This is a genomic window from Luteibacter sp. TLI7-4A (genome assembly GCF_056754745.1).
The window spans coordinates 3,832,515-3,845,937 of record NZ_JBPGWO010000001.1; the positions used below are offsets into that span (position 1 = coordinate 3,832,515).

Below are 13,423 nucleotides of genomic sequence, written 5' to 3' on the forward strand. Positions count from 1 at the left end.
CCAGGGGGCCGGCGGGGAGACGTGCCGTCAGTCATGCTGTACCCCTGTCAACCGGCATTGTTCAATGCCGTTCACCTACACCTATATTGGCGCCGTCGGGTTTTCACCTTTTGGGGGTATAAACCCCCGTGGCGCACGGCGCGCCGGTCGGACCAGGTATCCCCGTCCGGTCATTCATCCTGGGAGTGTTTTGCATGTCGCGTTTTTGGAAGATCGCGCTGGCCGTCATCGTGGTTCTGGTGATCGCGGGCATATTCGTCGTTCCCCGGCTGCGTCATGCCGACGGTGCGAACGCAGCCCAGACCCAGGGAGGCAAGGCCAATGGAGAAGGCCAGGGGAAGGACCAGCCGCCCGTGCCGGTCACGGTCGTACCCGTCGCCAGCCAGGATGTGCCCGTCTACCTCACCGCCACCGGCACCGCCCAGGCGCGTAATTCCGTGGTGGTGCGCCCGCAGGTCGGCGGCCAGCTGATGAAGCTCAACTTCCAGGAAGGCCAGGAAGTGAAGCAGGGCGATGTCATCGCCGAGATCGACCCGCGCACCATCCAGTCGCAGTACGACCAGGCCGTCGCCAAGCTGCGCCAGGACCAGGCCGCCGCGGCCACCGCCAAGAACAATCTCGAGCGTTCGCAGAACCTGGTCAGCAAGGGCGGCCAGCAGTACGTGTCCAAGCAGGACCTCGACAACCTCAAGAACACCCTCGACCAGGCCGTCGCCACGGTGGTCGCGGACCAGGCCTCGATCCGCGCCTCGCAGGTGCAGCTGGGTTTCACCAAGGTGATCGCGCCGATCGACGGCCTCGCCGGCATCCGCGCCGTGGACGTCGGCAACATCGTCGCCACCACGGACACGATCGTCACGCTGACCGAGGTCCATCCGATCTACGTCTCGTTCAACCTGCCCGAGAAGAACCTCGACCTGGTCCGTTCCTCCATGCGCGAGGAAGGCGCCACTCCGCTCGAGGTCGCCGCGCTCGACCGCGTCGATGCGCACGTGGTGGCCACCGGCAAGCTCGACGTCATCGACAACACCATCGACACCACCACCGGCACGTTCCGCCTGCGCGCGCTGTTCGACAACAGCAAGACGGAGCTCTGGCCGGGCCAGTTCGTCAATGCGCGCGTCCGCGTGCGCACGGTGAAGAACGGCCTCGTCGTGCCCGCCCAGGCGGTGCAGCGCGGCCCGGATGGCGACTACGTCTACCTCGTGCAGGGCGACAACACGGTCAAGATGCAGCCCGTGGAAACCGCCACCGAGGTGGGCGACAGCCACATGCTCATCAGCAAGGGCCTGAAGTTCGGCGACAAGGTGGTGACCGAGGGCCAGTTCCGCCTCAAGCCGGGCTCGAAGGTGCAGCCGCTGGCGCCGGGACAGGTTCCCGCCGCGCCCACGGCCGAGGAGTTGAAGGCGAAGAAGGATCAGCAGGGCCGCCAGGGCGGACGCCGCGGCTGATAGCGCTTAGCGCGCGGCGTGTCCACGACGGACGCGCCGCCACGGACCGCGAGGTCCCGACACCAGGAATAGAACGTGGGTTTCTCGACACTCTTCATCCGCCGGCCGATCGCCACCTCGTTGCTGATGGTGGCGGTCCTGTTGCTCGGTATCCTCGGCTACCGGCAGTTGCCGGTGTCGGCGCTGCCGGAGATCGACGCGCCCAGCCTGGTCGTCACCACGCAGTACCCCGGTGCCAGCGCCACCACCATGGCGGCCCTGGTCACCACGCCACTGGAGCGTAACTTCGGCCAGATTTCCGGGCTGAACATGATGAGTTCGGACTCGTCGGCGGGCCTGTCGACGATCATCCTGCAGTTCAACATGGACCGCGACATCGACATCGCCGCGCAGGACGTGCAGGCCGCCATCAACCAGGCGCGCGGCACCCTGCCGAACAACCTGCCGTATCCGCCCGTCTACAACCGCGTGAACCCGGCCGATGCGCCGATCATGACGCTGATGCTCACCTCGGACAGCCGTGCGCTGCGCGACGTGAACAACTTCGCCGATTCGATCCTCTCGCAGAAACTCTCGCAGGTGCAGGGCGTCGGCCTGGTATCCATTGCCGGCAACGTGCGCCCGGCCGTGCGTATCCAGGTGAACCCGGCCCAGCTGGCCAACCTCGGCCTGACCATGGAGGACGTGCGCAGCGCGCTCACCCAGGCCAACGTCAACGCGCCCAAGGGCACGCTGAACGGCAAGACCCAGTCGTACAGCATCGGCACCAACGACCAGCTGGCCGATGCCGCCGAGTACAAGGGCACGATCATCAGCTACAAGAACGGCGCCCCCGTGCGCCTGTCCGACGTGGCGAACGTGATCGACGGCGTGGAGAACGACCAGCTCGCCGCATGGGCGAACGGCAAGCCGGCCGTACTGCTCGACATCCGCCGCCAGCCCGGCGCGAACATCGTGCAGACGGTGCAGCAGATCCGCCAGACCATTCCCGACCTGCAGAAGGTGCTGCCGGCCGATGTGCACCTGCAGGTGTTCTCCGATCGCACCATCACCATCCGTGCGTCGGTCGAGGATGTCCAGTTCACCCTGATCCTCACGATCTGCCTCGTCGTCGCGGTGATCTTCGTCTTCCTGCGCCGCCTGTGGGCCACGGTGATCCCGTCGGTGGCCGTGCCCCTGTCGCTGATGGGCACGTTCGGCGTCATGGCCTTCGCCGGCATGTCGCTGGACAACCTTTCACTGATGGCGTTGGCGGTCGCGACCGGCTTCGTCGTCGACGATGCGATCGTGATGATCGAGAACATCGTCCGCTATATCGAGCAGGGTCAGGACGCCAAGACCGCCGCCGAGGTGGGCGCGAAGGAAATCGGCTTCACGGTGCTCTCGCTGACCGTCTCGCTGATCGCGGTGTTCCTGCCGCTGCTGCTGATGCCGGGCGTCACCGGCCGCCTGTTCCACGAGTTCGCCTGGGTGCTGACCATCGCCGTGGCGATCTCGATGCTGGTCTCGCTGACGCTCACGCCGATGATGTGCGCGTACCTGCTCAAGGCCGACCAGCTGCCGGACGCCGACGACGCCCATGAACACGCCGCGGCCGCCGGCAAGCACACCACCTGGTCGCGCATCGTCGAGGGCTACGGCCGCAGCCTGGACTGGGTGCTCGCCCACCGGCCGCTGACCATGACCGTCGCGGCGCTTTCGGTGGCGCTCACGGTCGTGCTCTACATCATCATCCCCAAGGGCCTGTTGCCCGAGCAGGACACCGGCCTCATCACCGCCGTCGTACAGGCCGACCAGAACGTCGCCTTCCCGCAGATGGAGAAGCGCACGAAGGCCGTGGCCGACGCGTTGGGCAAGGACCCCGCCGTGTCCGGCGTGGCCGCCTTCATCGGCGCGGGCTCGGTCAATCCGACCCTCAACCAGGGCCAGATATCCCTTGTGCTGAAGGATCGCGGCGACCGCGACAGCCTCGACGAGGTGCTGCCGCGCCTTCAGGAAGCCGCTTCGCATATCGCTGGCGTGGCCTTGTACCTGAAGCCGGTGCAGGACGTGACGCTGGACAGCCAGGTGTCCGCCACCGAATACCAGTACTCGCTGTCCGCCGTGGATTCGACCGCCTTGGCGGGTTACGCGCAGCAGATGACCTCGGCCTTGCGCAAGCGCGAGGAGCTGGCCGATGTCGACAGCAACCTCGCCGACAAGGGCAATGCGCTGAAGCTCACCATCGATCGCGACAGCGCCAGCCGCCTCGGCGTGCCGGTGCAGACCATCGACGACACGCTGTACGACGCCTACGGGCAGCGGCAGATCTCCACGATCTTCACCCAGCTCAACCAGTACCGCGTGGTGCTGGAGGTCTCGCCGGAATACCGCACCAGCACCGACCTGCTGAACAAGCTCACCGTGCGCGGCAATGGCAACGGCGCCCTGACCGGCTCCAACGCCACCAGCTTCGGCCAGGTGGCCTCGAGCAACTCGGCCACGCCGGCGGGCATCGGCAATACCGGCAACGTCGGCTTCCAGGTCGGCGGTGGCGGCACCATCCCGCTGGCCGCGCTCGCCAGTGCCCAGGTCACCAGTGCTCCGCTGGTGGTCAGCCACCTGCAACAGCTGCCGGCCGTGACGATCTCGTTCAACCTCGCGCCGGGTTACTCGCTGTCGTCGGCCGTGGACGCGATCCACGAGGTGGAGAAGGAACTGAACTTCCCGCCGGAAGTGCGTGGCCAGTTCATCGGCAAGGCCGCCGAGTTCTCGTCCTCGGTCGGTGACGAAGTGCTTCTGCTGCTGGCCTCGATCATCGTCATCTACATCGTGCTGGGCGTGCTCTACGAGAGCTACATCCACCCGCTGACGATCATCTCCACGTTGCCCCCGGCCGGTGTCGGCGCGTTGCTCGCCCTGCTCCTGTGCGGCATGAGCCTGTCGGTGGACGGCATCGTCGGTATCGTCCTGCTGATCGGCATCGTGAAGAAGAACGCGATCATGATGATCGACTTCGCCATCGAGGCGAAGCGCACCGGGCTGAATGCACAGGAGGCCATCCGCCGTGCCTGCCTGCTGCGCTTCCGTCCGATCATGATGACCACGGCCGCCGCCCTGCTCGGCGCGCTGCCCCTGGCCCTGGGCAACGGTATCGGTTCCGAACTGCGCAAGCCGCTGGGCGTGTCGATCGTCGGTGGCCTGCTGCTTTCGCAGCTGGTCACGCTCTACACCACGCCGGTGATCTATCTCTACATGGAGCGTTTCTCGGACTGGCTGGCCGAGCGCAAGCGACGACGCGCCCTGGCGCACGGCATCGAACCGCAGACCGCGGGCTGATGGCGGATCGCCCCTTCCCAAGGAAATACCCCCTCTTCGCCGGACGGTTCGCCGCCCGGCGAAACCTTTTTCCGGTTGGCGCGTTAGGCAGGGGATGCCCCATGCCATCCCGCGCCCCATGAGCCGCTTCGCCCCATGAACATTTCCGGCCCCTTCATACGCCGTCCCATTGGCACCTCGCTGCTGGCGATCGGCATCTTCGCGGTCGGCATCATCTGTTATGCGTTGCTCGGTGTGGCCGCGCTGCCGAACATCCAGTTCCCGGCGATCTTCGTCCAGGCGCAGCAATCCGGCGCCGACGCGAGCACGATGGCCTCCACCGTGGCCGCACCGCTGGAACGCCACCTGGGCCAGGTGCCGGGCGTGGAGTCCATGCGTTCGAACAGCTCCGAAGGCAGCGCCTTCGTCTTGTTGTTCTTCCAGAACGGCACCAACATCGACGCCGCCGCGCGCGACGTGCAATCCGCCATCAACGCCGCCCAGCCCGACTTGCCGCCGGGCCTGTTGAACGCGCCGTCGTACACCAAGGCCAACCCGAACGACGACCCCATCATCGTGCTGGCGCTCACCTCCGACACGGTGGCGCCGACCGCGCTCTACAACGTGGCGGATTCGATCCTCGCCCAGCGCCTGCGCCAGCAGGAAGGCATCGCCACCGTCGATATCGCCGGCAGTGCCACGCCCGCCATCCGCGTGGACGTGAACCTGCGCGCGCTGAATGCGATGGGGCTGTCGCCCGACCAGCTGCGCAACGCGCTCACCGCCGCCAACGTGACCTCGCCGCAGGGCTTCCTCAGCGACGGCGTCACCACGATGGCGGTGACGGCCACCGACTCGCTGCATACGGCCGAAGAGTTCGCCAACCTGATCATCGGCGTGAACAACGGCGTGCCGATCCGCCTGTCCGACATCGCCAAGGTCTACGACGGGCAGCAGGACGCCTACCAGGCGGCCTGGTTCAACGGCAAGCCCGGCATCCTGATGTACGTCTACAGGAAGGCCGACGCGAATGTCATCGACACCGTGGACCGGATCAAGGCGCAGATGCCGACGATGCAGGCATGGCTGCCGGCGGGCGTGCAGCTGCATTCGTTCTTCGATGGCACGCCGACCATCCGCGCCTCGCTGCACGAGGTGCAGGCCACGCTGCTGATCAGCCTCGCCATGGTCATCATGACGATGGCGCTGTTCCTGCGGCGGCTGGCGCCGACGGTGATCGCGGGCCTTGCCGTGCCGCTATCGCTGGCCGGTGCGTTCGTGGTCATGTATGCGTTCGGCTACACGTTGAACAACCTCACGTTGCTGGCCCTGGTGATCGCGATCGGTTTCGTCGTCGACGACGCCATCGTGGTGATCGAGAACGTCATCCGGCACATGGACGAGGGTATCCCGCGCTTCGAGGCGGCCTTGCTCGGCGCGCGCGAGATCGGCTTCACCATCGTCTCGATCACCGGGTCGCTGGTGGCGGTGTTCATCCCGTTGCTGCTCGCCCCGGGCATCATCGGCATGTTCTTCAAGGAATTCACGATCACCCTGGTCGCCGCGATCGTGGTATCGGCCATCGTGTCGTTGACCCTGACCCCGTCCTTGTGCGCGCACTTCCTCACGGCGCACAAGGACGACAAGCCGGAATCGAAGCTGGGCCGGGCACTGGAGCGGATGCACGAGCGCCTGCTCGGGATGTACCGCGTGGCGCTGGACTGGACCCTGCGCCACGCCCTGCTCATGGCCATCACGCCCTTGATCCTCGTCGGGGTGACCTTCGTGCTCTTCGGCATGGTCAAGGGGGGCTTCTTCCCGCCTCAGGACACCGGCCTGATCGGCGCCCGCGCCACGTCCAGCTCGACGGTGTCGTTCGGGGAAATGAAGGTGCGCCAGGCCCGTCTCACCCAGATGCTGCTGGACGATCCCGCCGTGAAGGCCGTGGGCTCGCGCCTCGGCACCAGCCGCACGGGCTCCAGCGGCTTCTTCAACATCGAACTGAAGACCATGGCGGAAGGGCGCAAGGAGAGCACCTTCGTCGTGCTCGACCGGCTGTCGGCCAAGGCCAACAAGTATCCCGACCTCAACCTGCGCCTGCGCCCGATCCAGGACCTGCCCACCGGCGGTGGCGGCGGCAACACGCAGGGCGGCCAGTACTCGGTGTCGCTGAAGGGCAACGACATCGTCGAATTGCAGACCTGGCTGCCCAGGCTGGTCGACGCGCTGAAGAAGAACCCTATGCTGAAGGACGTCGGCAGCGACATCGATGCCGCGGGCCTGCGCCAGAACATGGTGATCGACCGCGATACGGCGGCACGCCTGGGCGTGTCCATCGGCGACATCGACGGCGCGCTCTACAACGCCTTCGGCCAGCGTGCGGTCTCGACGATCTACTCGGACATCAACCAGTACCGCGTGATCGTCAACGCGCTGCCGCAGATGGCCGCCACGCCGGAGTCGCTGAACCAGATCTACGTGCGCTCCAGTTCCGGCGCGATGATCCCGATGACCGCGGTGACCAGACAGGTGCCGGGACTCGCGCCTACCCAGATCGTGCACGAGGACCAGTACACGAGCATGGGCGTCAGCTTCAACCTCGCGCCCAACGTCAGCATGGGCGAGGCGATGGAAATCATCCAGAAGACGATCGACGGCATGCGCATGCCCGGTGACATACGCCTCGACGCCGGCAGCGACTTCCGCCGCTTCCAGCAATCGCAGAGCGACATGCCGTTGTTGATCCTGGCCGCGATCATCACGGTCTACCTCCTGATGGGCATGCTCTACGAGAGCCTCATCCACCCGGTGACCATCCTCTCGACCCTGCCCGCCGCGGGCGTGGGCGCGCTCGCCGCGCTGGTCATCACCGATACCGAGCTGTCGGTGATCGCGATGATCGCCCTGGTGCTGTTGATCGGCATCGTGAAGAAGAACGCGATCATGATGATCGACTTCGCCCTGGTGGCGCAGCGCGAGCATGGTCTCGATTACAAGGGCGCCATCCGCGAGGCCTGCCTGGTTCGCTTCCGCCCCATCATGATGACGACGATGGTGGCGATCCTGGCCGCCACGCCACTGGCGATCGGCCTGGGCGAGGGCGCCGAACTGCGCCGGCCGCTGGGTATCGCCATGATCGGCGGCCTGGTGATTTCGCAGAGCCTGACCCTGCTTTCCACGCCGGCACTGTATGTGATCTTCGCCTGCCTGTCGGAGCGCTGGAAGGCGCGCAAGGCGCGGCGGAAGGAGCGGAAGAGGGAACGGCGCGCCCTGCGCGCCGCCGGTACCTGAATCGCCGACAGGCTCGGCTCCCACCGAGCCGAAGAATCGCCGACAGGCTCGGCTCCCACCGGGGTCGTCGGCTCTCACCCTGGTGGGCTTGGTGGGAGCCGACCCTGTCGGCGATGGGTGCTCGCCCGAGACCCACCTTTCCCACCCGGCACAACAGCCATGCCCCCCGATCGCTTTCCCCCTCCCGCCGAATCGGGCCACAATGGACAGGTTTCCCGCTCGCCGGTGCGCCCTCGTGGCCTGCGCCGGCGCGCCCCATGACCTGGCCCACTCAAGCATAAGGCTCGCCGAATCATGTCCAGCTCGCCCAAGATCATCTATACGCTCACCGACGAAGCGCCGTTCCTCGCCACCGCCTCGTTCCTGCCGATCGTCGAGGCCTTCGCCGGCACCGCGGGCGTGGCGGTGGAAACGCGCGACATCTCGCTCGCCGGCCGCATCCTGGCGCAGTTCCCGGAGCGCCTCACCGATGCGCAGAAGATCGGCGACCACCTCGCCGAATTGGGACAGCTGGCCACCACGCCGGAAGCCAACATCATCAAGCTGCCGAACATCAGCGCCTCCGTGCCGCAGATGAAGGCCGCCATTCGCGAACTGCAGTCGCAGGGCTACGACCTGCCGGACTACGTGGATGCCCCGTCGACCGACGAGGAAAAGGAGACCAACGCGCGCTACGGCAAGGCCATGGGTAGTGCCGTGAACCCCGTGTTGCGTGAAGGCAACTCCGACCGCCGTGCGCCGCTTTCGGTCAAGAACTACGCGCGCAAGCATCCGCACCGCATGGGCAAGTGGTCGCCGGAATCGAAGTCGCACGTCGCGCACATGGATGGCGGGGATTTCTACGGCAGCGAGAAGTCGGCCACCCTGGACAAGGCGGGTACCCTGCGCATCGAATTCATCGGCAAGGACGGCGCGACGAAGGTCCTGAAGGACAAGCTCGCGGTGAAGGCCGGCGAGATCGTCGACGCCGCCGTGATGAGCCGCAAGGCGTTGGCCACCTTCATCGACGCGCAGATCGCGGACGCGAAGGCCAGGGGCGTGCTGTTCTCGCTGCACCTGAAGGCCACGATGATGAAGGTCTCCGATCCGATCATGTTCGGCATCGTGGTACGCGAGTTCTACAAGGACGTGCTGGCGAAGCACGCCGACGCGCTCAAGCAGGTGGGCTTCGACGCCAACAACGGCATCGGCGACCTCTATGCGCGACTGGACAAGCTCGACGCGGGCACGCGCGCGCAGATCGAGGGCGACCTGAAGGCGGAGTATGCGCAGCGCCCGGCCCTGGCGATGGTCAACTCCGACAAGGGCATCACCAACCTGCACGTGCCCAGCGACGTGATCGTCGACGCCTCGATGCCGGCGATGATCCGCGACTCCGGCTGCATGTGGAATGCGGAAGGCAAGTTGCAGGACACCAAGGCGGTCATTCCCGATCGTTCCTACGCCGGCGTCTACCAGGCGGTGATCGAGGATTGCATCGCTCACGGCGCGTTCGACCCGGCCACGATGGGCAGCGTGCCGAACGTGGGCCTGATGGCGCAGAAGGCCGAGGAATACGGCTCGCACGACAAGACCTTCCAGATCCCCGCCGATGGCGCGGTGCGTGTCGTCGCGGACGATGGCAGCGTGGTGTTCGAACACGCCGTCGAGGCGGGCGACATCTGGCGCATGTGCCAGACCAAGGATGCGCCGATCCAGGATTGGGTGAAGCTCGCCGTCCAGCGCGCGCGGCTGTCGGCGACGCCGGCGGTGTTCTGGCTGGACAAGAACCGTGCGCACGACGCGCAGGTCATCGCCAAGGTCGAGCGCTACCTCAAGGACCACGACACCCGTGGCCTCGACATCCGCGTGCTTGCGCCAGTGGAGGCGACGAAGTTCTCGCTTGAGCGCATCCGCAAGGGCGAGGACACCATCTCGGTCACCGGCAACGTGCTGCGCGACTACCTCACCGACCTGTTCCCCATCATGGAGCTGGGCACCTCCGCGAAGATGCTCTCCATCGTGCCGCTGATGGCCGGCGGTGGCCTGTTCGAGACCGGCGCGGGCGGTTCGGCGCCGAAGCACGTGCAGCAGTTCGTCGAGGAAGGCTACCTGCGCTGGGATTCGCTGGGTGAATTCCTGGCATTGGCAGCCTCGCTGGAGCACCTCGCCGAGCGCTACGACAACAAGCACGCCCGCGTGCTGGCGAAGACGCTGGACCAGGCCAACGGCCGCTTCCTCGACAGCAACAAGTCGCCCGCCCGCAAGGTCGGCGAGATCGACAACCGTGGCAGCCATTTCTACCTGGCGCTGTACTGGGCCGAAGCACTCGCCGCGCAGGACGACGACGCGGACCTGAAGGCCAGGTTCACCACGGTGGCGAAGACCCTGGCCGGGAACGAGGCGAAGATCGTCGCTGAACTCAACGGGGCACAGGGCAAGCCGGTGGAGATCGGCGGGTATTACCACCCGGACATGAAGCGGGTGAGCGCCGCCATGCGCCCGAGCGCGACGCTCAACGCGGCACTGGACGTGTTGGTCGCTTCGCGCTGACGGGTAGGCGGGTTCGCCGCGGGCACCCATCGCCGACAGGGTCGGCTCCCGCCACGAGCGGGAGCTTGCCGGTTTGGTGAGTCTGATGAACTTGGTGGGAAGCCGCTTCCCGCCAGGGCTCTCGCTCAAGCCGCCAGTCAGTAGTCGCTGGCGGCCTTCAGGGTCGCCAGGTCGGCTGGCGTCAGCTCGAGTGTCGCCGCCTTCGCGATCTCGTGCAGTTGTTCCAGCGAGGTGGCACTGGCGATCGCGGCGGCGATCGACGGCTGCGCCATCACCCATGCCAGCGCTACCTGTGCCGGCTTCGCATCGCGGGCCTGTGACACCTCGTCCAGCGCCGCCAGGACGCGGTACCCGCGATCGTTGAGGTACGCCTTCACCTTGCCGCTTCGGGCGCTGCTCTTGGACAGGTCGGCCTCGCTCCGGTACTTGCCGCTGAGGAAGCCGCTGGCCAGCGAGTAATAGCTGATCACGCCGACCTCCTCTTTCACGCATAGCGGTTGCAGTGCTTCCTCGAAGCCCTTGCGGTCCATGAGGTTGTATTCCGGCTGCATCGATTCGTAACGCGCCAAGCCTTTGGACGCACTGGTGCTCAAGGCGTCGTCCAGTCGCGTGGCGTCGTAGTTGGAAGCGCCGATGACACGCACCTTGCCTGCATTCACCAGGTCGTCGAACGCGCGCAAGGTCTCCTCAAGAGGCACCTTCGGGTCGTCCTCGTGCGATTGGTAAAGGTCGATATGATCGGTTTGCAGGCGGCGCAGGGAATCTTCCACGGCCTCCTTGATATTGGTGGGCGCCAGTCCGGGATAGCGCGCCCATTTGCCCACCTTGGTGGCGACGACGACCTTGTCGCGCTTGCCGCTCTTCTTCAGCCACTTGCCGATGATCGTCTCGGATTCGCCACCCTCGTTACCCTGTACCCAGGCCTCGTAGACATCGGCCGTGTCGATGAGGTTGAAGCCGTGGTCGACGAAGGCGTCGAGGAGGTCGAACGACCGTGACTCGTCGACACTCCAGCCAAAGACGTTGCCGCCGAAGGCGAGCGGGGCGACCCGCAGGGGCGAACGCCCGAGGTTGCGTAACTTCATGCGTCATCTCCGATGAGGGCGGAAACCCCCATGATGACGCAAGCCAGGTTCAGGCCGTGTGTTTCAGCAGGTGGCGCAAGCTGGGTTTCCCGGTAGTCTTACTGCCGGCTTGACGCTTTCCTTGCGCGGAGCCGCCGAGGCCTGCCGGGCGCCTGCGCCGCGGTCGATCACGGTTTCCTCCCGGCCGAGCCGGAGCACGAGTTCCCGATTGACGATGTGGCCGTGCATGAAGGCAAGGCCGGTGAAGATCGATGCCATGACACCCTCCCATTACACCGTTCGCAACGACTTGCGGCTTTCGGTGAGGTAAAGGGTGCCCGTTCTAACGCGGGCCAAAAAGCGATATGTTTGCAACCCGGCCTTGAGGAATTTTCACATGTCCCGCCTCCCGCTTGGTCTGCTTCAGGGGTTCGTCCTGGTCGCCCGCACGGGCAAGCTGTCACGCGCGGCGGAACAGTTGAACCTCACCGTCAGCGCGTTGAGCCACCAGATCCGTAACCTCGAGGAACGGCTGGGGCGCTCCCTGTTCGATCGTGGGCCGCGCGGCGTGACGCTGACCGCCGACGGCGCCAACCTGCTGGAAGCCATCGGCCATCATTTCGAGGGTATCGAGCATGCCCTGGGCCGTTTCGAGGGAAGGCACCAGGATGCGGTGACGCTGAGCGTGCTGCCGTCGGTCGCGTCGAGCTGGCTGGTCCCCCGGCTGCCCAAACTCGTGGGCAAACATCCGGAACTGGAACTCAGTCTTCATTCCTCCGTCGCGGTGGTCGATTTCGACCGCGAACCCACCGTGGACGTGGCGTTCCGCTACGGCCTCGGCGCATGGCCGCGGACGAAGGCGGACCGCCTGTTCGACGAATACATCGTCCCTATAGCCAGCCCCTCCCTGGTGCGCCGCATGGGTGGCTTGCCTGATACGTCGCTCGCGGGATGGCCCCTGCTCGGCGATCCGTCCGGCCGCTGGAACGACTGGGCCGAAACCTTCGGCATGCCGCTGCCGTCGCGCTATGTCGCGCGCTTCGACAATACCGAGCATTTGCAGCGCGCGGTGCTCGAAGGCATGGGCGTGGCGTTGGGCCGCCTCGTCATGGCTCGCTCGCTGATCGAATGCGGCGCGTTGACGGTGCTGTGCAAGGAGCGCATGCGCGTCGCCGAGGCGTATTACCTCGTCTACCCGAAGCGCTCGGAATCGCATAGCGGCGTGGCGCGCTTTCGCGAGTGGTTGCTGGCCGAGGCGGCCGAGTACGAGGCCGGCATCAAGCAGGGTTTGCCCCTGCCGGCCTGAATCCTCCCGGCCCGGCGGTTTTCGCTTGACCGCGCTTCGCTGCGGCGCGACAATCCCCCGGCTACCGCACGGGGTCTCGGGCGGCGGCAACCCTCTTAGCTTATCCAGGCATATGGACGTCTACCCTAGTCGACGCGCCGGCTCCCGCACGCATCGGGTCCCGGCGCTGGCAAAACTCATCGCCCGCGGCGACCGCACCCGGTCGGCCGGCGCTTTCCTCCGCTAGGGAAAGTCCGGCTCTCCTCGTCGGAAGCCGTGAGCTTCCGTTATTCGAGGATTGAGCCATGAACCTCCAGCTCGACAAGACCGCGCCGCGCATGTTCGGCCGCCGTCTCGCTTTCGCACTCGCCCGCCGTCGCGCCACCGGCCCGGTGCCGGCCAAGCGCACGATCACGGTGCCGCGCTCGCTCGACACCGTTGAAAGCTCGTTGAAACCCGCGGATGGCAAACTTCCGAGGCCATGAACAGCGACATAGACACTA

8 protein-coding genes are annotated in these 13,423 nt (G+C 66.1%); 6 read left to right on the plus strand and 2 right to left on the minus strand.

The window, feature by feature from the left end; all coding sequences use genetic code 11:
* Positions 1 to 194: 194 nt before the first annotated feature.
* The 4 genes from ACR9Y6_RS16755 (at position 195) to ACR9Y6_RS16770 (ending at position 10,571) form a co-directional block, all read left to right on the plus strand.
* Complete coding sequence (locus ACR9Y6_RS16755) at positions 195 to 1,451, plus strand: efflux RND transporter periplasmic adaptor subunit (protein ID WP_481282312.1); 1,257 nt, start codon at positions 195 to 197, stop codon at positions 1,449 to 1,451.
* Between the two features lie 75 nt (positions 1,452 to 1,526).
* The gene (locus tag ACR9Y6_RS16760) at positions 1,527 to 4,769 is read left to right on the plus strand and encodes an efflux RND transporter permease subunit (protein ID WP_481282313.1); all 3,243 of its coding nucleotides are present in this window, start codon (positions 1,527 to 1,529) and stop codon (positions 4,767 to 4,769) included.
* 135 nt (positions 4,770 to 4,904) lie between these two features.
* The gene (locus tag ACR9Y6_RS16765; RefSeq protein WP_481282314.1) at positions 4,905 to 8,039 is read left to right on the plus strand and encodes an efflux RND transporter permease subunit; all 3,135 of its coding nucleotides are present in this window, start codon (positions 4,905 to 4,907) and stop codon (positions 8,037 to 8,039) included.
* A 294-nt stretch (positions 8,040 to 8,333) separates the two neighbouring features.
* Positions 8,334 to 10,571 (plus strand): NADP-dependent isocitrate dehydrogenase, encoded by a 2,238-nt coding sequence (locus ACR9Y6_RS16770; protein ID WP_481282315.1) that lies wholly within the window; start codon positions 8,334 to 8,336, stop codon positions 10,569 to 10,571.
* Positions 10,572 to 10,708: 137 nt separating this feature from the next.
* Here the strand turns inward: ACR9Y6_RS16770 and ACR9Y6_RS16775 are convergent, their stop codons facing one another.
* Positions 10,709 to 11,656, minus strand: a complete 948-nt coding sequence (locus ACR9Y6_RS16775) for an aldo/keto reductase (protein ID WP_481282316.1) — start codon at positions 11,654 to 11,656, stop codon at positions 10,709 to 10,711.
* A 63-nt stretch (positions 11,657 to 11,719) separates the two neighbouring features.
* Complete coding sequence (locus ACR9Y6_RS16780) at positions 11,720 to 11,914, minus strand: hypothetical protein (protein ID WP_481282317.1); 195 nt, start codon at positions 11,912 to 11,914, stop codon at positions 11,720 to 11,722.
* Between the two features lie 118 nt (positions 11,915 to 12,032).
* Here ACR9Y6_RS16780 and ACR9Y6_RS16785 point away from each other — a divergent pair, with 118 nt between their 5' ends.
* Positions 12,033 to 12,941 carry a LysR substrate-binding domain-containing protein gene (locus ACR9Y6_RS16785; RefSeq protein WP_481282318.1) on the plus strand — a complete coding sequence of 303 codons (909 nt, stop codon included), beginning with the start codon at positions 12,033 to 12,035 and terminating at the stop codon, positions 12,939 to 12,941.
* 284 nt (positions 12,942 to 13,225) lie between these two features.
* Positions 13,226 to 13,405, plus strand: a complete 180-nt coding sequence (locus ACR9Y6_RS16790) for a hypothetical protein (protein WP_481282319.1) — start codon at positions 13,226 to 13,228, stop codon at positions 13,403 to 13,405.
* Positions 13,406 to 13,423 lie beyond the last annotated feature (18 nt).